Genomic DNA, 25,476 nt, shown 5'->3' on the forward strand with positions numbered 1-25,476 from the left:
CGGCAGGATGCCGCGCGAGACCTCAATCTAGCTAAGACTCTCTGCGCCGATGGTACTGCAGGGGGGACCCTGTGGGAGAGTAGGACACCGCCGGACTTCTTTTCACGAAATGGCCACCCACCGGGTGGCCATTTCGCATTTAACAACCAACATCACAACACAACAGGGCGTCGGGAACGACGTAGGCTGGGCAACGTTCCCGCCACCCAACAGGAGAAGTCGTGAGCGATACACCGGCAGACGACCAGCGAGACGCGCGCAGCGCCGACGATCGAGGCGGCGCTTCCGGTGCACGCTCCGGTGGGTCGCGAGGCGACGGACCGCGCCGATCGGACAACGGGAGCGGGCGTCCGAATCAGGGCGGCCGCGGAGGCTCCGATGGTTACCGCGGTTCCAGTTCGCGGGACGGACAGCGATCGAGCGGCGGATACCGCAGCGACCGCGCACCGCGTGACGGTGGCCGAGACGGTGAGCGTTCTGGTGGGTACCGTGGCCGAGACGGTGAGCGCTCTGGTGGGTACCGTGGCAACGGGGCTCCGCGCGACGGGGCACAGCGCGATGGGTATCGGGGCAACCGCGACTCTGCGCCGCGCGACGGATTTCGCGGTCGGGACGGCGGCTCCAGCGGTGCTGACCGCGGCGGCAGGGATGCCGGTCCGCGTGATGGGTACCGGGGTGACCGGGCTTCGCGTGATGGCGCTCCGCGTGATGGGTATCGGGGCGATCGGGCTTCGCGTGATGGCGCTCCGCGTGATGGGTATCGGGGTGACCGTGCTCCTCGTGATGGCGGCTCGCGTGATGGCTATCGTGGTGATCGTGCTCCGCGTGATGGTGCGCCGCGTGACGGGTACCGCGGTGAGCGCGCACCCCGTGACGGCGAACGTTCCGGAGGTTACCGCGGCAACGGTGGTACCGGGGCTCCCCGCACTGGTGGTTCTCGCGACGGTTACCGTGGTGATCGTGCTCCGCGTGATGGTGCGCCGCGCGACGGTTACCGTGGTGATCGTGCTCCGCGTGATGGTGCTCCGCGTGACGGGTACCGCGGTGATCGTGCTCCGCGTGATGGTGCTCCGCGCGATGGCTACCGGGGCGCGAGCTCGCGGGACGGGCAGCGCAGTGGCGCGCCGTCGGGTGGTCGTGGGGGCGCATCCCGTGGCTATGACAGGGACGGTGGCGGACGCGGCGCCGGACGTGACGGACGCGATGGACGTGACGGAGGACGCGATGGGGGCCGCGGCGACAAGCTGTGGACCAGGGACGGGCGTCCGGCGCGCGGCGACCGCGACGCCAGGGACTACGAGCGCGAGCTCACCGAAGAAGAGCGCATGGCGCGAGAGCTGCGGTCGGTTCGTCCACGGCACGACGACCCGGAGATCCCCGAGAGCGTGCAGGCGCGCGACCTCGACAAGGGGGCTCGTGTCGAGCTGAAGACGCTCAGCAAGGACAACGCCGACTGGGTGGCACGTCACCTGGTGATGGCAGCTCAGCTAATCGAGGAAGACCCGGAGCTCGCCCACAAGCACGCGCTCTCCGCCGCCCGTAGGGCAGGGCGCATCGCGGTCGTTCGCGAGACGCTCGCGATCACCGCGTACGGTACAGGCGACTTCGCCCTCGCTCTGCGGGAACTGCGCACCTATCGGCGCATCTCCGGTTCCAACGACCAGCTTCCGCTGATGGTGGACAGCGAGCGCGGGGTCGGCCGTCCGGATCGGGCGCTCGAACTCGGGCGGAGCGTCGACCGGTCGACGCTGCCGAACGACGTGCAGGTGTCGCTGGCCATCGCGATGTCCGGAGCGCGTCTCGACCTCGAGCAGCCGGAAGCGGCCCTGGCCGAGCTCGAGATTCCCCAGCTCGACCCGAACAGGGCGTTCAGCTGGAGTCCCGACCTGTTCCACGCGTACGCGGATGTGCTCGGCGAACTCGGGCGCACGGAAGACTCCGAGGCGTGGCGCGAGCGCGCCACCCGTGCGGAGGAAGCGATCGGCGACGCACTGTCGATGGATGAGCACGAGACCGTCGACGTCGTCGAGGAAGAGTACGAGTTCGACATCGACGGGGAGGACAGCATCGCGATCGGCGACGCTGGTTCCGTGGATGAGGATGCGGACATCGTGCTCGAGCTCGAAGACGACGTGGAGCTCGACGACGCCGAGGCTGACGAGGTCGCTGATGCCGGCGACGACGTTGACGACGCTGACGACGCTGACGACGACTCTGATGACGACGGCGACGCTGACGACGCCGAGGCCCTCGACGACCAGCACAAGGACACCGACCAGGACGACGTGGAGGAAGACGCGACCGATGGCCCTGTTTCGCCGGAGCGCTAAGGCCGTGACCCCCCTCGACGGAGTCGATCTGGTGCTGGCCGACCTCGACGGAGTCGTGTACAAAGGCCCTGACGCGATTCCCCACGCCGTAGACAGCCTCAACCTGGCCGCTGAAACCGTGCGAGTCGGTTACATCACCAACAACGCATCCCGCACAGACGCATCCGTCGCCGGGCACCTCACCGATCTCGGCTTGCACGTGCAGCCGGCGGATGTGGTGACCTCGCCGCAGGCGGCCGTGCGGCTGCTCGCCCAGCACGTGCCGCCCGGGGCGACCATCCTGGTCATCGGCGGCGACGGCCTGGTCGACGAGGTGCAGAAGGGCGGGTTCGCCGTCACGCGTTCCGCCGACGACGATCCGGCCGCCGTGATCCAGGGCTTCGCACCCGAAGTCGGCTGGACGCAACTCGCCGAGGCGGCGTTCGCGCTGCAGGGCAGGTCGGACGAGGAGCGGCCGTGGGTCGCTACGAACACCGACTGGACCATTCCGGTCGCTCGCGGGATCGCACCGGGCAACGGCACGCTCGTCTCCGCCGTGCACACGGCAGCCGGACGCCTCCCGATCGTGGCGGGCAAGCCGGAGGTCGCCATCTTCGAAGAGGCGGTCACGCGCTTCGGTGCGTCCAAAGCATTGTTCATCGGAGACCGGCTCGACACCGACATCCTCGGCGCCAACCGCGCCGGGATCGACTCTGTGCTCGTGCTGACGGGGGTCGACCGCGCCAAGCAGCTGATCGCGGCGGACGCGAACTCGCGACCGACGTACATCCTCGGCGACCTGCGCGGACTGAGCGAGCCGTACCCGGCCACCGGCTTCAGCAAGGACGGACGCACCGCCACCGTGGGGGACGCATCCGTGTCGATCGACGGCAACGACGTGCGCATCCTGAGTGAGGGCGACGACGAGCTGAACCTGCTGCGCGCTGCGTGCGCAGTCATCTGGGGCTCCGGTCGTGCGATCTACGGGCTCGAGGTTCCGGAGCGACTGTACAGCTGAGCCGTCAGAGCGCCGTCGCCCGCTCCACGAGGCGGTAGCAGCGGCGGATGCGGTCGAGCCACCAGTCGCGACGGTCGCCGTCGGCCGCGAGCGCGTCGAGACGCGCGGAGGAGACGGACGGGCGCAGCACGGGGATGCTCCCGTCGACCGGGCGGAGCGGTTCGTCGGTGACGTCGTTGACGAACATTGCGGCAGTGCCCAGCCCGCAGTCGAAGTCGAGCCGGGGGACAGCGGCCGCAAGGTGCGCGCCCATCGCGATGCCGACGGAGGTGTCGATCGCGCTGGAGACGACGACAGGGAGGCCGGCCTCCGCGACGATGCGCAGAGCCGAGTGGATGCCGCCGAGCGGTTGCGCCTTGACGATCAGCAGGTCGGCAGCGTCCGCGCGGGCGACGGCGAGAGGATCGCTGGCCTTGCGCACGCTCTCGTCTGCGGCGATCGGAACATCCATGTATGCGGTGCGGCGGCGGATCTCGGCCAACTCCTCGATGGAGGCGCACGGCTGCTCCACATACTCGAGATCGAAGGGTGCGAGAGCGTGGATGGCGTGCTCGGCCTCATCGACGTTCCAGAACGTGTTCGCGTCGATGCGGATGCGTCCCTCCGGGCCGAGGTGGTCGCGGACGGCGCGCACGCGTGCGATGTCGTCAGCGAGCGTCTGCCCCGGCTCGGCGACCTTCACCTTTGCCGTGCGCGCGCCGGGGTAGCGGTCGAGGATCGCCGCGACCGCGTCTGCTGCGACGGCGGGAACGGTCGCGTTGACCGGGATGCGGTCGCGGAGCGGGGTGGGGACGGCGCGCCAGCCGAAGTCGATGGCGGCGTGCAGCCAGCGGGCGGATTCCGCGTCGTCGTACTCGACGAACGGGGAGAACTCGGTCCAGCCCTCCTGGCCCTCGAACAGCACCGCCTCGCGGACCGTGATGCCGCGGAATTTCGAGGTCATCGGCAGCGCGACGACACGGGCGGTTTTCAACAGGTCGGCGAGCTCGGGCAACATTCCACAAGTGTCGCACGACCGGTCCGCGCCGCGACCGTGAACCGTAGGCTGGTGGCATGGCAAAAGCAGTCTCAGAGATCTTCGACACGAGCGCGTGGAGCGAGGTCGCCGGCTTCGAGGAGCTGACCGACATCACGTACCACCACGATGTCGCCAGGCGCGTGGCGCGCGTGGCGTTCAACAGGCCGGAGGTGCGCAACGCGTTCCGGCCGCACACGGTCGACGAACTCTATGCGGCGCTGGAGGATGCACGCACCAACCCGCGGATCGGCGTCGTGCTGCTGACGGGCAATGGTCCGAGCCCGAAAGACGGCGGGTGGGCGTTCTGTTCGGGAGGCGACCAGCGCATCCGGGGACGCGACGGGTACAAGTACGCGGAGGGTGAGACGGCGTCAGGCATCGACGCTGCGCGCAGCGGGCGACTGCACATCCTCGAGGTGCAACGACTCATCCGGTTCATGCCGAAGGTCGTGATCGCGGTCGTCCCCGGCTGGGCGGCCGGCGGCGGCCACTCCCTGCACGTGGTCTGCGACCTGAGCATCGCGAGTGCTGAGCACGGGCGGTTCAAGCAGACCGATGCGGACGTCGGCTCGTTCGACGCCGGGTACGGCAGCGCATACTTCGCCAGGCAGATCGGGCAGAAGAACGCTCGGGAGGTGTTCTTCCTGGCCAGGGAGTACTCGGCACAGCGAGCATACGAAATGGGCGCGGTGAACGCAGTCGTGCCGCATGCCGAGCTGGAGACCACGGCGCTGGAATGGGCGAACGAGATCCTGACCAAGTCGCCGACAGCCATTCGGATGCTGAAATTCGCGTTCAACGCGGTGGACGACGGGCTGGTCGGGCAGCAGGTGTTCGCCGGAGAGGCGACGCGACTGGCGTACGGCACGGACGAAGCGGTCGAGGGGCGCGACTCGTTCCTGGAGAAGCGGGAGCCGGACTGGTCGCCGTTCCCCTGGCAGTTCTGAGCGGGCGTGGCGCGGATGACGACGGCTATCGGGAGGAAGCGGTGACGCGGGCGCTGCGGGTGGTGGATTCCGGGCGCCCGGCGGAGGTGTATGAAGCGCTGCGGGAAGCGCTCGGCGGTGGCGGTGGCGCTGTAGTGCCGCGCGACGGTGGCACGGGGCCCGGTGTCGGCGCTGGCGTCGATGTCGCGTCTGGCGTCGATGTTGCGTCTGGCGTCGATGTCGCGTCTGGCGTCGATGTCGCGTCTGGCGTCGATGTGGCGTCTGGGGCGTGGCCGGGTCAGGACGAGCGGGTGGCGCAGAACGTCGCGCTGGTGATCGAGACGTCGGGATCGACGGGAGTGCCGAAACGCGTGGCGTTGTCGGCGGACGCCCTGCTTGCGAGTGCCGCCGCGTCGGCGGGGGCAATGGGCGGACAGGGACAGTGGATGCTCGCGCTGCCCGCCCACTATGTGGCGGGGGCGCAGGTGCTTGTGCGGTCGATCGCCGCGGAGACGGAGCCGGTGTACTACGGCGACGGGCACTTCGATCCGACGCGGTTCGCGGAGGCGGCCGGCCGGCTGGAGCACGACCTGCGGTTCGTCTCCGTGGTTCCGGTGCAGCTGGCGAGGCTGGTCGCGGCGTCCGAGTCCGGTGACAGGGCGGTGGGCGACGCGCTGCGACGGTTCGACGGCATCCTCGTCGGTGGGCAGGCGCTCACGCCTGAACTGCGGGAGCGTGCGCTGGCGGCGGGCGCGCGCATCCTGAGCACATACGGGTCGAGCGAGACGGCGGGCGGGTGCGTGTACGACGGGCGACCGATCGGGACGACGAACGTTCGGGCGGTCGACGGACTGCTCGAGATCGCCGGGCCGGTGCTCGCGGAGGGCTACTTGGGCGATCAGGAGCGGACAGCGGCGATGTTCCACGAGGCGGACGGACAGCGATGGTATCGCACGGGCGACCTCGGGCGCGTGGACAGCGAAGGCACGGTGAGCGTGCTCGGCCGGGCCGACAACGTCATCATCTCGGGCGGGGAGAAGGTGCTGCTCGACGCGGTCGAGGGCGCGGTGCGGGCGCTGGACGGATTCGGCGGGGCGGTGGTGGTGGCCGTGGACGATGAGGAATGGGGCCAGGTGCCCGTCGTGGTCGTCGAACGCAATAGTTCCGCGTCGTCGACCACGCTCGCCGCGGTGCGCGCGCATGTCGCCGAGAGGGCAGGCCGGGCGGCAGCCCCCGCCGCCATCGTGCAGGTGGATGCGCTGCCGCACCTCAGCAGCGGCAAGCCGGACCGGGTGGCGGCGCGGCAGGTCGCGGCGGACGAAACGGCATAGCCGTTGTTGTTACGATTCGCACTGTGATGAGTCAGAACAAGCCACGAATGCAACGGATGACGCCCGCTCAGCGCCGCAACGGCGGCAGGCCTGGACGTCCCGGGGCAGCGAAGGTCAAGGTCAAGCCGGCAACCGCATCCGACTGGATCGCCGGCGCACGACTGCGCACCCTGCCGCTGGCGATCGCTCCGGTCATCATCGGCGTCGGCGCTGCCAAGGTGGCGGACGGAGCCGGGATCTGGCACCCGGTGCGCGCGCTGCTGTGCCTCGCCGTGGCGGTTTTCCTGCAGATCGGCGTCAACTACGCGAACGACTACTCAGACGGAATCCGCGGGACGGACCAGTTCCGGGTCGGGCCGAGCAGGCTGACCGGGTCCGGCAGGGCCGCGCCGAAGCGGGTCCTCACCGTCGCGCTCGTGTTCTTCGCGCTCGGCGCGGTCGCCGGGCTGGTGCTCGTGCTGCTCACCCAGCATTGGTGGGTGCTCATCGTCGGGGCCGCGGCCATCGTCGCCGCCTGGTTCTACACGGGAGGCAAGCGGCCGTACGGGTACTTCGGGCTCGGCGAAGTGTTCGTGTTCCTGTTCTTCGGGCTGGTCGCCACGGCCGGGACCACATACATGCTGGCGGGCATCGTCAACCAGGAGGCCTGGTTCGGCGCCGTCATCGCAGGGCTCATCGCGTGCGCGGTGCTGATGGTGAACAACATCCGTGACATCGGGCCGGACAAGCAGGCGGGCAAGCGGACGCTCGCCGTGCTGCTCGGGAACGTCGCATCCCGGATCGTCTTCTGCGTGCTGCTCCTGGTGCCGTTCGGCATCCTGGCCGTTCTGGCCCTGCTCTACCCGTTCGCCTGGTTCGGGATGTTCGCGCTGCTGGCCGCTCTGCCCGCCTGCGTCATCACGCTGTTCGCCAAGACGCCGCGCGAACTGGTCACTGCGCTGCAGCTGACCAGCTTCACCGGGCTGCTGGTGGCGCTGGCGCTCGGTGCCGCATACGCGTTCTGATCGGAGAACGGATCAGCGGCGTAACGAATAGCCGGAGACGCTGAGGCCTGAGCCGACTCAGGAGGCTTTGTCGGTGTGCTCGGTGTGCACCGGGTGCTCGGCGTGCTCTGGGTGCTCGGTGTGCTCCGGGCGCTCGGCGGCGTCGACGACCGCATCTTCCGCGTCGTCGTCGACGGTCGTGGCCGGCTTGTCGCGGTGGCGGGCGGCGTACAGGTCCGTCGACACGGCGTTGCGCGGCTTGCTGAGGAAGATGTAGGAAAGGCAGAGCCCGATGAGCGCCGCCGCGATGACCGCGATCCACCAGTCGATGCGCAACACCAGCAGGATCGCGAGCGGGATCGCGAACAACAGGAGGCGGAGCACAGAATAAGTGACCCAGGAGGGAATGCGTTTCACCCTCCCAGCTTAGAGACACTCTCTGAGAGTTACGATTGACGCATGGTTCGCCTCTGGATAGTCCTCGGCGTCGCTGCCGCGGTTTTTTACATCTATTCCGTGGCAGACTGCGCCTTCTTCGACCGTTCCAGGGTGCGCGGCCTTCCCAAGCCCGTGTGGCTTCTCGTCATCATCCTGTTCCCGGTCATCGGCGGGGTGCTCTGGTTCCTCATCGGACGCGGTCGACGCAAGAACGGCATCGGCCGGCGCACAGTCGCCCCGGACGACGACCCCGAATTCCTGAAGCGCCTCCGCGTCGACCACGACCAGGAAGAGCGCATCCGGCAACTGGAGAAGGAACTCGCCGAACTCGATGACAACGGACCAGACAACGACCAAACCGGCCGCCGGGATGGGTGAACAAGCCGCACAGCCCGCTCCTACGGGAAACCCAGCCACCGACTACTCCATCGCACTCCTCACCGCGCTCGTGCGCGCGGGGGTGCACGACCTGATCGTCAGCCCTGGCTCGCGCTCGCAGGCACTCGCCCTCGTCGCCGCCGAGCTGGAACGCTCCGGCTCGGCCCGGCTCCACGTGCGCATCGACGAGCGGGTCTCCGGATTCCTCGCGCTCGGCCTCGCACGCGAAGGTGGCGCGCCCGCCGTGGTCATCACCACCAGCGGCACGGCCACCGCCAACCTGCACCCCGCCGTGCTCGAAGCGCACGAGTCCGGCATCCCGATGATCGTCCTCACCGCCGACCGCCCGGATGAGCTCCGCGGCATCCGCGCCAATCAGACCACCCACCAGGACGGCCTCTACGGCGTCGCCGTGCGTTCCACTCGCGATGTCGCGGCGCCGACCGGCGCAGACGGCGAACAGAGTGAGGCGACGGCGCTCGCGCTCGCCGCCGTGCGCGCGGCCGTCGGAGCGGACACAGGGGACCCTGGCCCCGTCCACCTCAACATCGCTTTCCGCGAGCCGCTGTCCGTCGCCGTCCCGGAGCTCGGACGCATCGAGGCAGGCGAACGGCCGGCGACAGCGGGTCCGGAAGCACTCGGACGGGAGACGATCGAACTCGCAGACGGCAAGCGCACCGTGGTGATCGCGGGAGCGGACGCCGGACCGGAGGCTGAGGAGTTCGCCCGCGCATCCGGAGCACCGTTGCTGGCTGAGGTGTCGAGCGGGTCCCGGTTCGGGCCGAACCTGGTCGTCGCATACCGGGAGCTGCTGCACGAGGACGACTTCGGCGGACGTGTCGAGCGTGCCATCGTCTTCGGACACCCGACGCTCAGCCGGGAGGTGCCCGTCCTGCTCACCAGGGAGGACGTGGAGGTCGTCGTCGTCGCGCCCAGAGGCGCGCAGGCGTACAACCCCGGGCACCGGGCGCGGATCGTCGGAGGGGTGCTCCCGCCCGCATCCATCGACCTGCGGTCCCCGGACGTGCGCGCGTGGGTGGGCAGCTGGGTGTTCGGCAGCCGCCGCCTCATCGAGCAGGCGGAACTCGCGGCAGACCCTGCAGCCACGGCCCCGGACGTCGACAAGGCTCGTTCGTACGACCCGGCCGATGCTCTCGCCTTCGCCAGGGCGGAGCTCGCCGCCGTGCGCGCCCCGATCACGCGACCGTTGCTCGCCGAGGCGCTGTGGCGGTACACCTGGCCGCACGACCGTCTGCTGTTCGGCGCCTCCCGGCTGGTGCGGGATGCGGACAGGATCGTGTCAGGGAAGAAGCTCAGGGTGCACGCGAACCGCGGCCTCGCCGGAATCGACGGCACGATCGCCACGGCCATCGGCATCGCACTGGAGAGTCAGGCCGCCGCGGAGGCGGCAGGTGCGCCGACCGGCGTGACGCGGCTGCTGCTCGGAGACATCGCGATGCTGCACGACGTCGGTTCGCTGCTGTTCGGCGAAGGGGAGCGTCGGCCGCACCTGCAGGTGATCGTCGGAAACGACGGAGGGGGAACGATCTTCGACGGGCTGGAGGTGGCGACGAGCGCGCCTGCCAGCGCGTTCGACCGGGTGCTTTACACGCCGCAGAGGGTCGAGCTCGCGGTGCTCGCGCAGGCATACGGATGGGCGCACCGCGTCGTTCGCACGAAGGGCGAACTCGACCAGGCGCTGTCCGCTCCACCTGCGGGCGTGAGCATCGTCGAGGTTCCGCTCGGGCGCTGACCGGCGCTGCATCCCGCCAACTCGCCGTGTAGTTGCGCGGGTCGGGCCGCGCCGTGCCCGCAGAGGGGTAACGTGACGAAAATGCAAGGTAGCTGGTTTCGGCGCTCACGGCGTCGTGGAGCCGAATGACTCGGTCAGTCACGCCTCGGCAGGGTAAAGCCGCCGCCGGACGCGCGAATCGACCTGCTCCGGCCCGTGCCCACGGTCACCACCGGGGGCCGCTGGTCGCGGTCGCGGTCGCCGCCCTTGGGGTCGTCTTCGGTGACATCGGGACGAGCCCGCTCTACGCGCTGAAGACGGTGTTCCTCCTCGACGGCGGCGCCGTGCGCGCCAACGAGAGCGACGTCTTCGGCGTCATCTCGCTGATGTTCTGGAGCATCACGATCGTGGTCTCGATCAAGTACCTCGGCATCCTGATGCGCGCCGACAACGACGGCGAGGGCGGCGTGATGGCGCTGGCAGCACTCGCGCAGCGCCTCTACGCGAAGCGCGCGGGCAAGGCCGGGATTCTGCTGGTGATCGGCATCGTCGGCGTCTCGCTGTTCTACGGAGACTCGATCATCACGCCCGCGATCAGCGTCCTGTCGGCCGTCGAAGGCCTGCACGTCACGATCCCGGCGATCTCGCACCTCGTCATCCCGATCGCGGCCGTGATCCTGGTCGGCCTGTTCGTCGTGCAGCGTTTCGGAACGGGGAAGGTCGGCGTGCTGTTCGGCCCGATCATGGTGCTCTGGTTCGTCGTGCTCGCCGTGGCAGGACTCGGAATGGTGATCCAGTATCCGTCCGTGCTGCTCGGGCTGTCGCCCAGCTACGCGGTGGTCTTCATCATCGCGCATCCCTCGATCTCGTTCATCGCGCTTGGCGCGGTGGTCCTCGTGATCACCGGCGCTGAGGCTCTGTACGCCGACATGGGGCACTTCGGCCGCTCGCCGATCCGCCGGGCCTGGTTCTTTCTGGTGTTCCCAGCGCTCACGATCAACTATCTCGGTCAGGCCGCGCTGATCCTGCACCACCCGGCGGCGAAGGCCAACCCGTTCTTCCTGCTGATCCCGGACTGGGGGCGGCTCCCCGTCGTCATCCTGGCGACGGCGGCGACCGTGATCGCCAGCCAGGCGGTCATCTCCGGAGCGTTCTCGCTCTCCAGGCAGGCCGTGCAACTGGGCTTGCTGCCGCCGCTCACCGTGCGCCAGACCTCGAAACGCGAGGGCGGCCAGATCTACATGCCCGCCATCAACGCTCTCCTGTTCGTCGGCGTGATGGCCGTGATGCTCTCCTTCGGCTCCTCCGATCGGCTGTCCACCGCATACGGGATCTCTGTCACAGGGGCGCTGGTCGTCGACACCCTCCTGCTCGTACTGGTCGCCCGCCCGCTCTGGGGCTGGGGGCCGTGGAAGATGGCTGCGGCCGCCATCGTCTTCGGCGGCCTCGAACTGGCCTTCCTCGCAGGAAACCTCTCCAAGATCGTGAACGGCGGCTGGGTTCCCCTGCTCATCGCTGCGGCCGTCATCCTCGTCATGACCACGTGGCGCCGTGGACGACTGCTGGTGAAGGAGGACAGGCAGGTCAAGGAGGGCTCTCTCGCCGAGTTCATCGAGGACGTGCGCAAGAAGAACCTCCCGCGCGTTCCAGGGATCGCGATCTTCCCGCACCCGAACAAGGACAGCACTCCGCTCGCCTTGCGGGCGAATGTGGAGCACAACCACGTGCTGCACGAGAACGTGATCATCGTGTCGGTGAGCACGGCGCAGGTTCCGCACGTGCCGCGCATGGAGGCGTTCTCGTATGACGAACTCGGCTACACCGACGACGGCATCGAGCACCTGACCATCCGCTTCGGCTTCTCGGACGAACCGGACATCCCGCGGGCGTTGCGTGCCGCGTGCTACGCGGGAGTGCTGCCGCTCCACGCGCGCGACTTCAAAGACGCCTCGTACTTCATCTCCCGCGGGGCGATCCGGACCACCCGGACGACGAAGATGGTCAGGTGGCGCCGGTCGCTGTTCATCGCGCTCGCCCATAATGCCGCTGATCCCGCCGCGCGCTTCGGTCTCCCAGCGCTGCGCACCGTCACGATGGGGAGCGACGTCGAGATCTGACGCCAGCCAGGCAGGCAGGAAGGCAAGCGGGGCGGTCGATGCTCGGCAGGCTCTCGCGGATCGCACAACCGGCGGCCCGGACGGTGCGGCGCCGTTTGGAGGCCGTCGACAACGGAAGTGAGAGATCGTTGGCGGCTGGCTAGCATGACCGGGTGCACATGATCTTTCGGACGATGCTTCACTTCCTGATCTCGCGCTTCGGGCCGCGGCTGGGGCACTGGGATGTGGCGCGCACGAGATTCCGGGTGCTGCCCACCGATCTCGACATCCTGAAGCACATGAACAACGGCGTGTACCTGTCGATCGCCGACATCGGGCGGTTCGACCTGCTCAGCCGGAACGGCGTGTGGGCGATCTTCAAGAAGCGCGGGTGGTATCCGGTGGTCGCGTCGGAGACGATCTCGTTCCGGAAGTCGCTGGAACTGTGGCAGCCGTTCGTGGTCGAGTCGCGCATCCTGGGCTTCGACGAGCGGGCCGTGTATGTGGAGCAGCGGTTCACGGTGGACGGCGAGATCTACACGCAGGCGTTCATCCGCGGCCGCTTCCTCAAACGGGGCGGCGGCATCGTGACCAATGAGGAGCTGCTGGATGCGGTGGGCGTCGCACCCTCCGACGTCTCGGTTCCCGAGTGGCTGCTGCAGTGGGGCGCGGATGCCGCCCTGCCGTCCACCAAGGCGGCCGCGCCGAGCGTCTGGGCGGAGTAGGACAGCATCGAGTCCGAACTTGTTCACGTTCAGGATCGGCGTGTCGCCTGAACAAGTCCGGACTCGATTGCTGGGGGATGGCTAGCGCGGGACGGGAGCCGGGCCGAACGCGAAGACGCCGTCGGGGTCCCAGGTGGCGCGGACCGCGGCCAGGCGGTCGAAGATCGCCGGCGGCCAGGTGTGCTCGAACGCCTCTGGGTCGCTGAGACCGGCTGACCAGTTGACGTTCGTGATCTCGGAGATGCGGTCGGCGAGCACGTCGGCCACGGCGGCAGCGCGAGCCGGCGCGAGTTCGGCGAACGTCGACGGGTCGGCCGCGAGCGTCGACACCGTGTACCTGCTGTCGCGGCCTCCGACGGACGAGCCCTCCGGGACGTCGCGCGCCGTCGCGCCGCCGAGCTGACGGATCTCGAGTGCGAGGAACGGCGACCCGGTTCCCGGTCCGGCCACGTCGAGCAGGGCTTCGCTCGTCTGCCTGTCGAACGAGTCGAGCATCAGACCGCGGATCCAGCTCGGCGCGCCCTGCTCAGGGTCGTTGTGGATGGTCGCGACGGCCGTGGTGGGCATCTCGCCGACCATGTCGAGGTACACCGGCGCCGCCGCGCGCATCGGAGCGAACAGCCGCTCGCCATCGGCCGCGTCGCCGGGGAACGCGAAGCGCACACTGAGCAGCGAACGGCCGCGCAGTGGAGGCGGCGGCCCCTCCATGTCCGGGATCTGCAGGAAGACGACCGACGTGGTCGCCTCCTCCGACAGCTGCGCCGACCAGTCCGCCCATGCTCCGAACGCGTCTGCGATGGCGTCGCCTTCGAAGAACACGCTTCCGGCGTACAGCGTGCGCAGCGGCACGAGTTCGAGCGTCATCTCGGTGACCACGCCCAGCCCGCCCTTGCCCCCGCGCAGCGCCCAGAACAGGTCGGGGTTGGTGTCGGCGTCCGCCGTGACGACCTCGCCGTCCGCGGTGACGACGCGGAACCCGCGCGCCCAGTCCGATGTGAAGCCGTGGCTTCTCGCCAGCGGGCCGACACCGCCGCCGAGCGAGTACCCGACCGCTCCGACGCTGGTGGACGAACCGGTGACCGGCATGAGGCCGAACTCGGCGGTCGCGACGATGACCGGCGCCCAGCGCACGCCGGCGCCGAGGGTGGCGAGCCGCGCATCCTGGTCGATGGCGATGGTGTCGAGCGCCTGCGTTGCGATGATCATGCCGCCGACGATGGGCGTCTCCGAGCCGTGGCCGGTCGCCTGAATCCGCACGGGGATGCCCTGGTCGCGAGCGAAGCGGAGAGCTTCCGCGACATCGTTCTCGTCTGTGACGGCGACCACGATGTCCGGATCGTGGACGATGACCGGGTTGAAGCAGGCGACCTCGGCCGCGAGCCCCTCCTCCCCCCGGAGGTAGACAGTTCCTGCGATGGCGTCGCGCAGGCGCGCGACGGCATCGTCGTTGATTTCGATTCCCATGGGGAGAATGTAGAGGAGACGGCCGACACTGGGAATCACAGCCGGTATGGTGTCAGGGCTCTGACGTACCATTCCCTGCATGAGCACCGTCCTTCCCGCAGCGCCGGCCCCGGCTGGCGGCGCGGTCGAGACGGTCTACCGTCCAGCATCGCCCGTGGATGTGCGGAGCACGCTCTCCGTGCTCGGCCGCGGCCCGCACGACCCGACCACCAGGTGGGATGCGGGAGGCGTGTGGCGCACGTTCCGCACGCCGGCGGGCGCGGCGACCCTGCGCATCCGCTATCCGGGGGCGGACGGCAGCGTCCGCGCTACGGCGTGGGGGCCAGGAGCCGAGTGGGCGATCGACGCGGTGCCCGCTCTGCTCGGGCGCGACGACGACTGGGACGGGCTCGACGTGAGCGGAACGCCGCTGCTGCACGACAGCCGTCGCCGCAACGCCGGGCTGAAGCTGTCGAGCACCAATCGTCTGCTCGAGGCTCTGCTGCCCGCCGTGATCGAGCAGCGGGTGACCAGCCTGGAGGCCTACCGTTCGTGGGCGCGGCTGCTGCGCTGGTTCGGCGAGCAGGCACCAGGGCCAGCACCCGAGGGGATGCGCGTGGTGCCGACCGTCGCACAGTGGCGCGGCATCCCGTCGTGGGACTGGCATCGCGCCGGCGTCGACCCTGGCAGGGCGCGCACCGCGCAGGCGGCGCTCGCCGTCGCGGCGTCGCTCGAGCGCGCTGTCGAGCGCGCGGCCGGACAGCCGGACCCTCGGGATGCGGCAGCCAGGGCGCTGCAGACGATCCCCGGCATCGGGCCGTGGACCGCGGCGGAGACGCTGCAGCGGGCCACGGGCGACCCGGACATCGTGAGCGTCGGCGACTACCACCTGGCGCACTACGTCGGCGAGGCGCTCACCGGTCAGCGCGTCGACGACGACGGGATGCTCGAACTGCTGTCGCCGTGGGCAGGGCACCGGCAACGGGTCATCCGGCTGATCCTCGCCAGCGGGCACAGGTTCGAGCGGCGCGGGCCGCGCATCACGCTGCAGGACCACCGCTGGCACTGAGCAGGCGGTGACCGCATCCACGTGGCCGTCGCTGCGTCAGCCGGTGGTGCCGTTGGCCCTGCCGACCGCGTGCAGTGTGGCGTTCTCCGCCTTGATGTCCTGGTTGAGCTCGCGGCACAGGTTCTCGTAGTGCTCGAGGAACAGCGGGTAGTAGTCGCTCCAGGCCGGCATCGGCTTGCCGCTGCGCGCGGCGATCAGGCGGTCGAAGTAATAGTCCCAGCCGACGCCGATCACGGCTTCGTCCGTCAGAGAGCGGAGGCGTTGGCCGAGCGTCACCGTCGTGTGCCCGCTGGCCTCCGTGAGGTGGACGTAAACGCGCCGCGAGGTTCCGGACGGCCCGATGTCCGCGGCGAACCGGTGCGGCGAGTCGCACTCCAGAATGGTGACATTCTCCCACTCCGCCTCGTTGCCCTCCGCGTTCATCCGGAAGCGGGCGGCGCCGGTGGATGGGGTTCCCGTAAGCTCGCCGATCCACTCGGCGAGGCGCGGCGATCGTGAGAAATAGGACCAGACGTCCTCGATCGGCGCCTTGAAGATCCTGTCCAGGACCACGTAGACCCCGTCGTCTTTGCGTACGAGTCGACCCGTTGGTTGCGGCATCATGGTGCACCTCCCGCTAAACCATCACACTAGCCACGTTGCGCGGTTTCCGGCAGTGGATGCGGTGTGAGTCCTCACACGGTCTGCCCGGCTCAGCCCTCCAGCACCGCCATCGCCGCGTTGTGCCCTCCGAGCCCGCTGACCGCGCCTCCGCGCCGCGCCCCGGACCCGCACAGCAGGATGCGCGGGTGCTCGGTCGCCACGCCCCACCGCTGCGCAGGGGTGTCGAGCGGGTCGTCGTCCTCGGCGAACGGCCAGGAGAGCGGGCCGTGGAAGATGTTGCCGCCCGGCATGTTGAGGGCGTGCTCGATGTCGCGGGTGGTCTTCGTCTCGATGCAGGGATTTCCGTCCGCGTCGGTGAGCAAGAGGCTCTCGATCGGCTCGGCCAGGACGGAGTTCAGGGATGCGATGACCGCATCCTGGAGTCGTTGCCTGGTGGCGTCGTTGTTGTCGTCGGTGAGCCAGCGGTCGGGGGTGTGCAGGCCGAACACCGTGATGGTCTGGGCTCCGGATGCGGCGAGCTCCGGGTCCAGGATGCTCGGGTCGGTGAGCGAGTGGCAGTAGATCTCGCACGGAATGAGGTCCGGCATGACGCCGCGGACCGCCCCGGCGAAGGCGTCTTCGAGCTGCGTGTATGTCTCGTTGATGTGGAAGGTGCCGCCGAAGGCCGCAGCGGGGTCGACGGCTTCGTCGCGCAGCCGGGGGAGGCGTTCGAGCAGGAGGTTGACCTTGACCTGCGCTCCCTCGGCGCGGGGTCGGGACGGGGTGGCGTCACTCGGGGTCTCGCCGTCGCCCTGTCCGACGAGCAGCTGGTCGAGCACATCCGGTGCGACGTTGACGAGCACGTGCCTGCCGACCACGCGGCGGTCGTGGCCATGGCGGTCGTACCCGACGACGCCCTCCGGGCTGATCGAGGTGACCTCCGCATCCGTCACGATGCGGGCGCCGGCCTCACGGGCGGCCCTGGCGAGCTCGCCTGTCACCGTCCCCATGCCGCCGACCGGGACGTCCCACTGACCGGTGCCCTGACCGATGACGTGATAGAGGAAGCAGCGGTTCTGGGCGAGGGAGGCGTCGGAGACGCTGGCGAAGGTGCCGATCAGGGCATCCGTCGCCACCACGCCGCGGACGAGGTCGTTGGAGATGCGCGACTCGATGAGCTCGCCGATCGGGCGCTCGAAGATCGACGACCAGAGCTCGTCGTCGCCGACGAGTGCCTTGGCCTCGCTGCGGGTCAGGAGCGGTTCGGTGACCGTGGGCCACAGGGACTGCGCGAGGGCACCGGTCGTCTCGTAGAAGTCGTGGAACGCGAGGGCGTCGTCCGCGGCTCCGATGCGGGCGAACGAGGAGGACGTGGCGTCCGCATCCGTATTGTCGATGAGGAGCGCGGCTCCGGACTCGTCGCCGGGGACGGGCGTGTACGAGGAGTACCGGCGACGCGCCAGCCGGATGCGCAGCCCGAGGTCATCGACGATGCGCTGCGGGAGCAGGCTCACCAGGTAGGAGTACCGCGACAGCCAGGCGTCGACACCGGAGAACGCCTGCGCGCTGACCGCAGCGCCTCCCACGGATTCGAGACGTTCGAGCAGGATGACGCTCTTTCCGGCGCGTGCGAGATACGCGGCGGCGGTGAGGCCGTTGTGGCCGCCGCCGACGATCACCACATCGTGAGTCGGTGCCGGGGTCGTTGCTGGGGCCGGTGCCGGGGTCGCAGCCTGCTCGAGTTCAGGGGAGGAAGCGGAAGTGGCGGTCATGCGTCAGAGCCTATGCGGAGCGACGATCGTGCATCAACGCGATGGCAGCCGACGCGTCAGGACGGCACCGCGTCAGGACGGCACAGCTCGTGCGAGCGCGTCGCGGCACGCGACCACGCCTGGGCGCTCGGCAGAGGAGCGCCTCGCCGACGTGAAAACGGTGCGGTGCGGCGATCCAGGCAGGTCGATCAGGCGAACGCTCGGCGTCTCGCCTGCCCAGACGAGGTCGGGCAGGATGCCGACTGCGTTGCCGGAACGGATCAGGCGGATGTGCGCGATCAAGTCGGCGGTCTCGTAGCGGACGTCCGGCTCGAACCCGGCGGCACGGCACAGCTGGACAGCCCAGGTGCGCGCGGCCGTGCCCTGGGGCTCCATCACCCAGGGGAGGGTGGCGGCGCCGGCCAGGCTCGTGGTCGTCACCCGCGCATCCGCGCTGGAGCTGCTCGCCAGATGGATGGCGTCCGAGGCGAGCTGGACCCTGTCGAGGTCGGTGCGGAGCCCGCGCGTGCTGGCTGGGTACTGCTCAGCGATCACCAGGTCGAAGTCGCGCGCAGAGACCTCGAACAGGCCCTGCTCCGGCTCTCGCTCCGTGACTTCGACGCGAAGCTCCGGGTATTCGGCGGCGAGCGTGGAGAGCGCGCGCGGGATGATGGCGTGCGCCGCGGACTGGAAGACCGCGATCCGCACCACGCCGGCGACTGTGGTGCTGGATGCGGTCAGCTCGGCCTCCGCCCTGTCGAGCATGTCGAGGATGTCGCCGGTGTGCCTGACCAGGATCTCGGCCTGGGCGGTGAGCTGCACGCGGCGGCCGACCTTCTCGAGCAGGACGACGCCGGACTCCTTCTCCAGCGCCGAGAGTTGCTGGGAGACGGAAGACGGAGAGTACGACAGCGCCTCCGCGACGCCGGTGACGGTGCCGCGCACCTTGAGTTCGCGCAGGAGGCGAAGTTTGCGCACGTCGAGCATCCGTTGCCTTCATTCGGTCAGAGCGAACGATATCGTTCGCAAACATTCGCTTTTCCTGATGATACTGAGGCTGCACACTGTTTCCACAGGGGTCGGTTCTGCACAGATTTCGCGGGCCTCAGCGATCCCCCGAGCAGCGAGGAATACAGTCGTGGACATGGTCAATCACACGGATGGCAACGAGACGCGCCCGTCGCAGATCGCGGACGAGGCGGTCGAACTCGTGCGCACCTGGCTCGCTCAGAGCTCCGCGACCGCCGAGGGTGCCTCTGCTGCGCAAGACCCGGCGGCCGAGCGTCTCGCCGGCGTGCTGAAAGACCCGCACGGACTCGACTTCGCTGTCGGATTCGTGGATGGCGTCGCCCGCCCGCAGGACCTGTTCGTGGCCGGCTACAACCTGCAGAAGGTGGCCAAGCGCATCCCGTCGTTCCTGCCCTGGTACATGCGGTTCGCCATCTGGCTGGGCGGCGTGTTCGGGCCGGTGCTCCCGTGGATCGTCATTCCGATCGCGCGCCGCGTGCTGCGCGGGATGGTCGGCCACCTGGTCGTCGACGCCACCCCGCAGAAGCTCGGACCGGCCATCGCCCACCTGCGCACGCCCAACGATCCGCACGGACACGGAGCGCGGCTGAACCTCAACCTGCTCGGGGAGGCCGTGCTCGGAGAGAAGGAGGCGGCGCGGCGCCTGGAAGGCACGAGAGAGCTGCTCGCGCGCGACGACGTCGACTACGTCTCGATCAAGGTGTCCTCGATCGCGTCGCAGCTCTCGATGTGGTCGTTCGACGAGACGGTCGAGCGCGTGGTGGAACGGCTGACGCCGCTGTACCAGCTGGCCGCGTCGTCTCCGAAGCCGAAGTTCATCAACCTCGACATGGAGGAGTACCGCGACCTCAACCTGACGATGGCGGTCTTCACCGGCATCCTGAGCAAGCCGGAGTTCGCGAAGCTCGAGGCGGGGATCGTGCTGCAGGCCTACCTGCCGGACGCCCTGGATGCGCTGCAGACCCTCACGGAGTGGTCCAGCACCCGGCGGGTCGCGGGCGGCGCCCCGATCAAGGTGCGCGTGGTCAAGGGCGCGAACCTGGCGATGGAGCGGGTGGATGCGGCCATCCACGATTGGCCGCTCGCCACCTACGGCAGCAAGCAGGCCACCGACACCAACTACAAGCGCGTGCTCGATTGGGCGCTCACACCGGAGTACACGGACGCGGTGAAGATCGGCGTCGCAGGGCACAACCTGTTCGACGTGGCGTACGCCTGGCTGCTGGCCTCGCGTCGCGGGGTGACGGACAGCATCGACTTCGAGATGCTGCTCGGGATGGCGACGGCCCAGGCGGAGGCGGTCAAGAAGACGGTCGGCAGCCTGCTGCTCTACACGCCGGTCGTCAACCCCGCAGAGTTCGACGTGGCGATCTCGTACCTGATCCGCAGGCTTGAAGAGAACGCGAGCCAGGAGAACTTCATGTCCGCGGTGTTCGAGCTCGACTCGGATGCCGGCCTGTTCGAGCGGGAGAAGCAACGGTTCCTCGCCTCGATCGCCGAGCTGGAAGCAGACACGCAGCCGTGGGGTGTCGCGCCGCTGCCCAACCGGCAGCAGGACCGCTCACGGGAGTGGGACGAGGCGAGCGCAGAGGCGTTCACCCGGCCGGCCGCGCCGGAGCCTGCCGCTGATGGCGACGAAGGGCTGACGAGCGTCGTGCTCGGGCTGCGCCGCGGGTCGAGCGGCGACGGGGTCGTCGGAGAGCCGATGACCGTCGACGTGATGCGCGGCTTCCACAACGCCGCAGACACGGACCCGTCACTCGCGGCGAACCGGAGCTGGGGCAGGAAGATCCTCGCCAGGTCGGCCGCGTCGGAGCTGGGAGTCGAGACCATCGCGTCTGCCGCGCTCACCGACGCCGGTCAGCTCGATGCGCTCCTCCAGACCGTGAGGATCAACGGCGAGGCGTGGGGTGCGCGCAGCGGCTTCGACCGCGCTGCCGTGCTCGACCGTGCCGGGATCGCACTCGCCGCGAACCGCGACAGGCTCATCGAGGTGATGGCATCCGAGACGGGCAAGACCATCGCGGAGGCCGACCCAGAGGTCAGCGAGGCGATCGACTTCGCCCACTACTACGCCAGCAGAGCGCGAGAATTGGATGCGGTCCAGGGCGCCCGCTTCGTGCCGTCGAAGATCACCGTCGTCACGCCTCCATGGAACTTCCCCGTGGCCATCCCCGCCGGCTCCGTCCTCTCCGCGCTCGCCGCGGGTAGCGGGGTCGTCATCAAGCCGGCTCCTCAGGCCAAGCGCTCCGGCGCTGTGATGGTCGAGGCGCTCTGGGAGGCGGGCATCCCGCGCGAACTGCTGGCTCTCGTCGACGTGGCGGAGAACGACCTCGGACAGGCGCTCGTCTCGGACCCGCGCGTGGACAGGGTGATCCTGACCGGCGCGTACGAGACGGCCAAGCTGTTCCGGTCGTGGCGTCCCGACCTGCCGCTGCTGGCCGAGACGAGCGGCAAGAACGCCATCATCGTGACGCCGAGCGCCGACTACGACCTGGCCGTCTCGGACATCGTGAAGAGCGCATTCGGCCACGCCGGCCAGAAGTGCTCGGCCGCGAGCCTCGTCATCCTGGTCGGTTCCGTCGCCACCTCTGATCGGTTCCGCAACCAGCTCATCGACGCGGCCACGAGTATGCGCGTCGGATACCCGCAGGACCCGACGAGTCAGATGGGGCCGCTGATCGAGCCGGCATCCGGCAAGCTGCTGCACGCGCTCACCACGCTCGGCGCATCCGAGGAGTGGCTGGTGAAGCCGAAGCAGCTGGACGGCACGGGCAGGCTGTGGTCGCCCGGCATCCGTGCGGGAGTGCAGGCAGGCTCGTACTTCCACCTCACCGAGTTCTTCGGTCCTGTGCTCGGGATCATGACGGCGAAGAACCTGGACGAAGCGATCCGCTATCAGAACGCTATCGAATACGGGCTCACCGCCGGACTGCACTCGCTTGACTCCGAGGAGCTGGCGCTCTGGCTCGAGTCGGTGGAAGCGGGAAACCTCTACGTCAACCGCGGGATCACGGGCGCCATCGTGCAGCGTCAGCCGTTCGGAGGGTGGAAGCGCTCGTCCGTCGGCGCCGGCACGAAGGCCGGTGGACCGAACTATCTGATCGGGCTCGGATCGTGGGTGCCGGACGCTGGCAGCTCCAGCGCCAGCCTGCACCTGCGCGGGCTCGACAAGCGGGTGTCCGACCTCATCGAGTCCGGTCAGTCGTCGATGGACTACGCGGCGTTCGACGTCGTGCGACGGTCGGCGCTCAGCGACGCCATCGCCGCGGCGACGGAATACCACGCCGTCAAAGACGTGTCCGCCATCGGGGTGGAGCGTAACCTGTTCCGCTACCGGCCGGTGCCGGTGACCATCCGGCTCTCCGAGGGGGCGGGGCTTCCCGAGCTGCTGCGGGTGATGGCGGCGGGGACCGTCGCGAACTCGCCGTTCGCGGTGAGCACGGCGGTCAAGCTGCCGCGGGCGATGCACCAGCTCCTGCGCGAACGCGAGCTCGAGGTGGTCGTGGAGTCGGACGGGCACTGGCTGTCGCGCATCCGGTCGCACGCGGCACGGCCCCACCGCATCCGGCTCATCGGGGGAGACGCGTCCGAGCTGGCAGCCGCACTCGGGGGGACCCCGGACGTGGCTGTGTACGCCAACCAGGTCACGCCGTCCGGGCGCATCGAGGTGCTGCCCTTCCTCCACGAGCAGGCGATCTCGATCACCAACCACCGGTTCGGAAATCCGACGCAGCTTTCCGACACAGTCATCTGATCGGAGACGGGCCCGCGTAGCCTGAAAACATGACGACACCCAGCCTTCCCCTCAACTCAGGAACGTCCATCCCGCAGCTCGGTCTCGGCACCTGGCCACTCGACGACCGCGAGGTCGAGCGCGCGATCGTCGAAGCGGCGGCCATCGGATACCGCCACATCGACACGGCGGTGAAGTACGGCAACGAGGTCGGCGTCGGAGCCGGGGTGAAGAACAGCGGCGTCGCCAGGGAGGCGCTGTTCGTCACCACGAAGCTCGACGGCACGTACCAGGGAGACGACCGCGCTGTCGACGGGCTGGACGGCTCGCTTGCCAGGCTGGGGCTCGACTACGTCGACCTGCTGCTCATCCACTGGCCGCTGCCCGCTCGGGACGAGTACGTGTCCACCTGGGAGACCTTCATCCGGCTGCGGGAGGCGGGCAAGGCGCGCGCGATCGGCGTCTCCAACTTCAAGCCCGCGCACATCGAAAAGCTGATCGCGGAGACCGGCGTGACCCCGGCGGTGAACCAGATCCAGCTCAGCCCGGCTATTCAGCGACGTGAGCAGCGCGCATACGACACCGAGCACGGGATCGTCACGGAGTCGTGGAGCCCGCTCGGCGCCGGAGGCGAGCTTCTGCGCTCGCCGGTGCTGGCCGAGATCGCAGAGAAGCACGAGAAGACGCCGGGGCAGGTCGTGCTCCGCTGGCACATCCAGAACGGGCTCGTCGTCATCCCGAAATCCAGCAACGCCCAGCGGCTCGCGGAGAACTTCGACGTGTTCGGGTTCGAGCTGGACGCAGCGGACCTGGCCGCGATCGACACGCTCGACGAAGGACCGGACGCCGGAGTGGACTCGGACCGCAGCGGGCACTGACAACGGCGCCGGTGTCAGGCGCGGAGGCGCGACTCCAGGGCGGCGCGGGCGAGGGTCAGGGCCGCGTCCACTGTCAGGCCCAGATCTGCGGCGCGGTCGGCGAAGGCCGCTGCTGCTGCGGCGGCCTCGCGCTGGACGGCGTCCGAGGCCGCGACGAACGTGCCGGCGCGGCCGCGCGTCTCCAGGACGCCGACGTGCTCCAGCTCGCGATAGGCGCGCGCGATCGTGTTGGGAGCGAGTCCGAGCGCATCGGCCAGGGCGCGGACAGGCGGGAGGCGTGTTCCGACGGCGGCGTCGCCCGACGCCACGGCGGAGAGGATGTGCGACTTCAACTGCTCGAACGGCGGCGTGGTCGCGGACGGGTCGATCGCGCCGGCGAGAAAGCCCGGCGTGCTGGAGTCGGTCACGGCTGGTCCGCCTTCCCTGGGATCGGTGCGCTGTCGACGAGCGGAAGCACCACGGTGACGACGAGACCGCCGCCCGGCGCGTTCGCCAAGACGACGCTACCGCCTGCGGACCCGGCCAGCGCTCCGACGATCGCGAGACCGAGCCCGCCGCCGGAATGCGCCGTGCGGGCGCCGTCCGCCCGAGTGAACCTGTCGAGCGCCACGGGGATGAACGCGTCCGGCATTCCCGGGCCGCTGTCCCTCACGGTCAGGATGACCTCGGCGTCGGTGGCCGTGAGCTCGGCGGTGACCGTCGCATCCCGGAGTTCGAGGTCGTCGGGCGCGCCTGCGTCTGAGTCTGCGTCTGAGTCTGAGTCTGAGTCTGAGTCTGAGTCTGAGTCTGTGTCTGCGTTTGTCTCGGTGTCAACGCTGGTCTCCGTGCTCGTGCCGGCTCCTGCGCCCGGCGTTCCTGCGCCCGCCGTTCCCGTGCCCGGCGCGCCCTCAGTCGCAGTCGCCGCTGCCGCGATCGCCGTGATCGCGTTGCCGATGAGGTTGTCCAGGATGCGGCCGAAATCGGTGGGCGAGAGACCGACCAGGCGCTCGCCAGATGGCATCTTGCGCGGGTTGTAGTCGAAGTCGATCGAGATCGGCGGAGTGCTCTCCTCCGGGCTCGCGGCCAGGAGGCGAGCGCGGTCGATGGCGTCGGCCAGCTCGTCGGTCAGCGTTCGCCAGTCCGTGCGGCCGCTCGCCGGGCCGGCCTCGATACGGGACAGCTCCAGCAGGTTGTTCGCGAGCTGGCCGAGCCGGAGGGCGGTGCTGCGAGACGAACGGATGTCCGCGAGCAGCGCGTTCGCGTCGCCGGCGTCCAGTTCCGCGAGTTCGAGCTGGCCGCGGAGGACGGCCAGCGGCGTGCGCAGCTCGTGACTCGCATCCGACACCATCTGCCGTTCGCGCTCCGCCGACGCCCGCAGCCGCCGGATCAGGTCGTTGAGGGTCCCGGCGAGCTCCGCGAGTTCGTCGCGCGCCGGATTGACGGTCAGCAGTCCCGTCGACTGCACGTCGGCGATGCGCTCCGCCTGCTCGCGCATCCTGCTCACCGGGCGCAGGGCGGCGCGGGTCAGCAGCCACGACGCGGCTCCGAACCCGATCACCAGCAGCACCGCACCGATCGCGAGAGCACCGGTCAGCCGGTCCAGGATGAGGTCCGTCGTCTCGTTGTTGCGCGCGGCGATCACGTGCATCACACCGTTCGGCGTCACCACCTCGCGCACCAGCACGAGGTACTGGTCGTCGCCGACCTTCACGCTCGTGGCCTGGTCGCCCAGCTTCAGCAGACTGCTGATGTCCTCCTCCAGCGAGCCAGGCAGAGTGGATGCGAGCACCGAGCCGGACGCATCCACGATCGCGAGCTCCTGGCCGCCGCCCGGCAGATCGAACGGTCCGTCCGGGTTGTTGCCCAGAGCGGCGGCCGGCGCCGCCACGTCGTTGTCGAGCAGCGTCACCGTGGCGTTGTGCAGGATCGCCGCGACGCCGAAGCGCACCACCTCGACGGCGACCAGGCCGAACAGGGTGGCGACGATCAGACTGCCGATCGTGATGCGGGCGGTGATCGACAGGCGCCGGAGACGGTTCACGGTCGCGTCACGCG

Annotated in this window: 21 protein-coding genes; 13 read left to right on the forward strand and 8 right to left on the reverse strand. The window is 69.3% G+C overall.

Translation table 11 applies throughout. The annotated features are described in order from the left end of the window. Positions 1 to 378: 378 nt before the first annotated feature. From ASE16_RS00005 to ASE16_RS00015, 3 genes are read left to right on the forward strand one after another with little or no spacing between them, the layout of a single operon-like run. Entirely contained in the window at positions 379 to 1,428 is a 1,050-nt protein-coding gene (locus tag ASE16_RS00005; RefSeq protein WP_157479945.1) for a hypothetical protein, read from the forward strand. Further along, positions 1,326 to 2,330, forward strand: coding sequence for a hypothetical protein (locus ASE16_RS00010; RefSeq protein WP_055888941.1), 1,005 nt, complete (start codon positions 1,326 to 1,328; stop codon positions 2,328 to 2,330). The genes ASE16_RS00005 and ASE16_RS00010 overlap by 103 nt, the downstream gene beginning before the upstream one ends. After that, positions 2,305 to 3,327 (forward strand): HAD-IIA family hydrolase, encoded by a 1,023-nt coding sequence (locus tag ASE16_RS00015; RefSeq protein WP_055888944.1) that lies wholly within the window; start codon positions 2,305 to 2,307, stop codon positions 3,325 to 3,327. Before ASE16_RS00010 ends, ASE16_RS00015 begins: the two co-directional genes overlap by 26 nt. A gap of 4 nt (positions 3,328 to 3,331) precedes the next feature. Here ASE16_RS00015 and ASE16_RS00020 read toward each other — a convergent pair whose 3' ends face one another. After that, positions 3,332 to 4,324: an o-succinylbenzoate synthase gene (locus ASE16_RS00020; RefSeq protein ID WP_055888947.1), complete on the reverse strand. Its 993-nt coding sequence runs from the start codon at positions 4,322 to 4,324 to the stop codon at positions 3,332 to 3,334. A 56-nt stretch (positions 4,325 to 4,380) separates the two neighbouring features. On the opposite strand from ASE16_RS00020, the gene ASE16_RS00025 reads away from it, so the two are divergent. The 3 genes from ASE16_RS00025 to ASE16_RS00035 all read left to right on the forward strand — a co-directional run bounded on the left by ASE16_RS00025 (position 4,381) and on the right by ASE16_RS00035 (position 7,606). Beyond that, positions 4,381 to 5,292, forward strand: coding sequence for a 1,4-dihydroxy-2-naphthoyl-CoA synthase (locus ASE16_RS00025; protein ID WP_055888951.1), 912 nt, complete (start codon positions 4,381 to 4,383; stop codon positions 5,290 to 5,292). Positions 5,293 to 5,426: 134 nt separating this feature from the next. Next, on the forward strand, positions 5,427 to 6,602 hold the full coding sequence (locus ASE16_RS00030) for an AMP-binding protein (protein ID WP_414843021.1): 1,176 nt from the start codon (positions 5,427 to 5,429) through the stop codon (positions 6,600 to 6,602). A 26-nt stretch (positions 6,603 to 6,628) separates the two neighbouring features. Next, on the forward strand, positions 6,629 to 7,606 hold the full coding sequence (locus tag ASE16_RS00035) for a 1,4-dihydroxy-2-naphthoate polyprenyltransferase (RefSeq protein ID WP_055888955.1): 978 nt from the start codon (positions 6,629 to 6,631) through the stop codon (positions 7,604 to 7,606). Positions 7,607 to 7,663: 57 nt separating this feature from the next. Here ASE16_RS00035 and ASE16_RS00040 read toward each other — a convergent pair whose 3' ends face one another. Further along, on the reverse strand, positions 7,664 to 8,002 hold the full coding sequence (locus ASE16_RS00040; RefSeq protein WP_235500073.1) for a DUF4229 domain-containing protein: 339 nt from the start codon (positions 8,000 to 8,002) through the stop codon (positions 7,664 to 7,666). Positions 8,003 to 8,044: 42 nt separating this feature from the next. Between ASE16_RS00040 and ASE16_RS00045 the strand changes: the two genes are divergently transcribed. The 4 genes from ASE16_RS00045 to ASE16_RS00060 all read left to right on the forward strand — a co-directional run bounded on the left by ASE16_RS00045 (position 8,045) and on the right by ASE16_RS00060 (position 12,954). Then, on the forward strand, positions 8,045 to 8,401 hold the full coding sequence (locus tag ASE16_RS00045; protein ID WP_055888961.1) for a PLD nuclease N-terminal domain-containing protein: 357 nt from the start codon (positions 8,045 to 8,047) through the stop codon (positions 8,399 to 8,401). Beyond that, the gene (gene menD, locus ASE16_RS00050) at positions 8,394 to 10,154 is read left to right on the forward strand and encodes a 2-succinyl-5-enolpyruvyl-6-hydroxy-3-cyclohexene-1-carboxylic-acid synthase (RefSeq protein ID WP_055888964.1); all 1,761 of its coding nucleotides are present in this window, start codon (positions 8,394 to 8,396) and stop codon (positions 10,152 to 10,154) included. The genes ASE16_RS00045 and menD overlap by 8 nt, the downstream gene beginning before the upstream one ends. Before the next feature lie 125 nt (positions 10,155 to 10,279). After that, a complete protein-coding gene (locus ASE16_RS00055; RefSeq protein WP_055888968.1) occupies positions 10,280 to 12,250 on the forward strand; it encodes a potassium transporter Kup in 1,971 nt (656 codons plus the stop codon). Positions 12,251 to 12,408: 158 nt separating this feature from the next. Beyond that, positions 12,409 to 12,954, forward strand: coding sequence for a thioesterase family protein (locus tag ASE16_RS00060; protein ID WP_082581097.1), 546 nt, complete (start codon positions 12,409 to 12,411; stop codon positions 12,952 to 12,954). A gap of 81 nt (positions 12,955 to 13,035) precedes the next feature. Here ASE16_RS00060 and ASE16_RS00065 read toward each other — a convergent pair whose 3' ends face one another. Further along, positions 13,036 to 14,418, reverse strand: a complete 1,383-nt coding sequence (locus ASE16_RS00065; RefSeq protein WP_055888976.1) for an FAD-binding oxidoreductase — start codon at positions 14,416 to 14,418, stop codon at positions 13,036 to 13,038. Positions 14,419 to 14,497: 79 nt separating this feature from the next. Here ASE16_RS00065 and ASE16_RS00070 point away from each other — a divergent pair, with 79 nt between their 5' ends. After that, positions 14,498 to 15,466 carry a DNA-3-methyladenine glycosylase family protein gene (locus tag ASE16_RS00070; RefSeq protein ID WP_055888981.1) on the forward strand — a complete coding sequence of 323 codons (969 nt, stop codon included), beginning with the start codon at positions 14,498 to 14,500 and terminating at the stop codon, positions 15,464 to 15,466. A gap of 36 nt (positions 15,467 to 15,502) precedes the next feature. On the opposite strand, the gene ASE16_RS00075 is transcribed toward ASE16_RS00070, so the two are convergent. The 3 genes from ASE16_RS00075 to ASE16_RS00085 all read right to left on the reverse strand — a co-directional run bounded on the left by ASE16_RS00075 (position 15,503) and on the right by ASE16_RS00085 (position 18,786). Next, positions 15,503 to 16,069: an SRPBCC domain-containing protein gene (locus tag ASE16_RS00075; RefSeq protein ID WP_055888984.1), complete on the reverse strand. Its 567-nt coding sequence runs from the start codon at positions 16,067 to 16,069 to the stop codon at positions 15,503 to 15,505. A gap of 89 nt (positions 16,070 to 16,158) precedes the next feature. Further along, positions 16,159 to 17,820 (reverse strand): phytoene desaturase family protein, encoded by a 1,662-nt coding sequence (locus tag ASE16_RS00080; protein ID WP_055888988.1) that lies wholly within the window; start codon positions 17,818 to 17,820, stop codon positions 16,159 to 16,161. Between the two features lie 72 nt (positions 17,821 to 17,892). Beyond that, positions 17,893 to 18,786: a LysR family transcriptional regulator gene (locus ASE16_RS00085; protein WP_055888991.1), complete on the reverse strand. Its 894-nt coding sequence runs from the start codon at positions 18,784 to 18,786 to the stop codon at positions 17,893 to 17,895. 157 nt (positions 18,787 to 18,943) lie between these two features. On the opposite strand from ASE16_RS00085, the gene ASE16_RS00090 reads away from it, so the two are divergent. Together ASE16_RS00090 and ASE16_RS00095 are read left to right on the forward strand one after the other, a co-directional pair. After that, positions 18,944 to 22,585: a proline dehydrogenase family protein gene (locus ASE16_RS00090; RefSeq protein WP_055891306.1), complete on the forward strand. Its 3,642-nt coding sequence runs from the start codon at positions 18,944 to 18,946 to the stop codon at positions 22,583 to 22,585. A gap of 29 nt (positions 22,586 to 22,614) precedes the next feature. After that, positions 22,615 to 23,442, forward strand: a complete 828-nt coding sequence (locus ASE16_RS00095) for an aldo/keto reductase (RefSeq protein ID WP_055888995.1) — start codon at positions 22,615 to 22,617, stop codon at positions 23,440 to 23,442. A 14-nt stretch (positions 23,443 to 23,456) separates the two neighbouring features. Here ASE16_RS00095 and ASE16_RS00100 read toward each other — a convergent pair whose 3' ends face one another. Together ASE16_RS00100 and ASE16_RS00105 are read right to left on the reverse strand one after the other, a co-directional pair. Beyond that, positions 23,457 to 23,849: a GntR family transcriptional regulator gene (locus tag ASE16_RS00100; protein ID WP_082581098.1), complete on the reverse strand. Its 393-nt coding sequence runs from the start codon at positions 23,847 to 23,849 to the stop codon at positions 23,457 to 23,459. Then, positions 23,846 to 25,462: a sensor histidine kinase gene (locus tag ASE16_RS00105; protein WP_055888999.1), complete on the reverse strand. Its 1,617-nt coding sequence runs from the start codon at positions 25,460 to 25,462 to the stop codon at positions 23,846 to 23,848. The genes ASE16_RS00100 and ASE16_RS00105 overlap by 4 nt, the downstream gene beginning before the upstream one ends. Positions 25,463 to 25,476: the final 14 nt, after the last annotated feature.

Source organism: Leifsonia sp. Root227 (assembly GCF_001428745.1).
Taxonomy (GTDB): domain Bacteria; phylum Actinomycetota; class Actinomycetes; order Actinomycetales; family Microbacteriaceae; genus Leifsonia.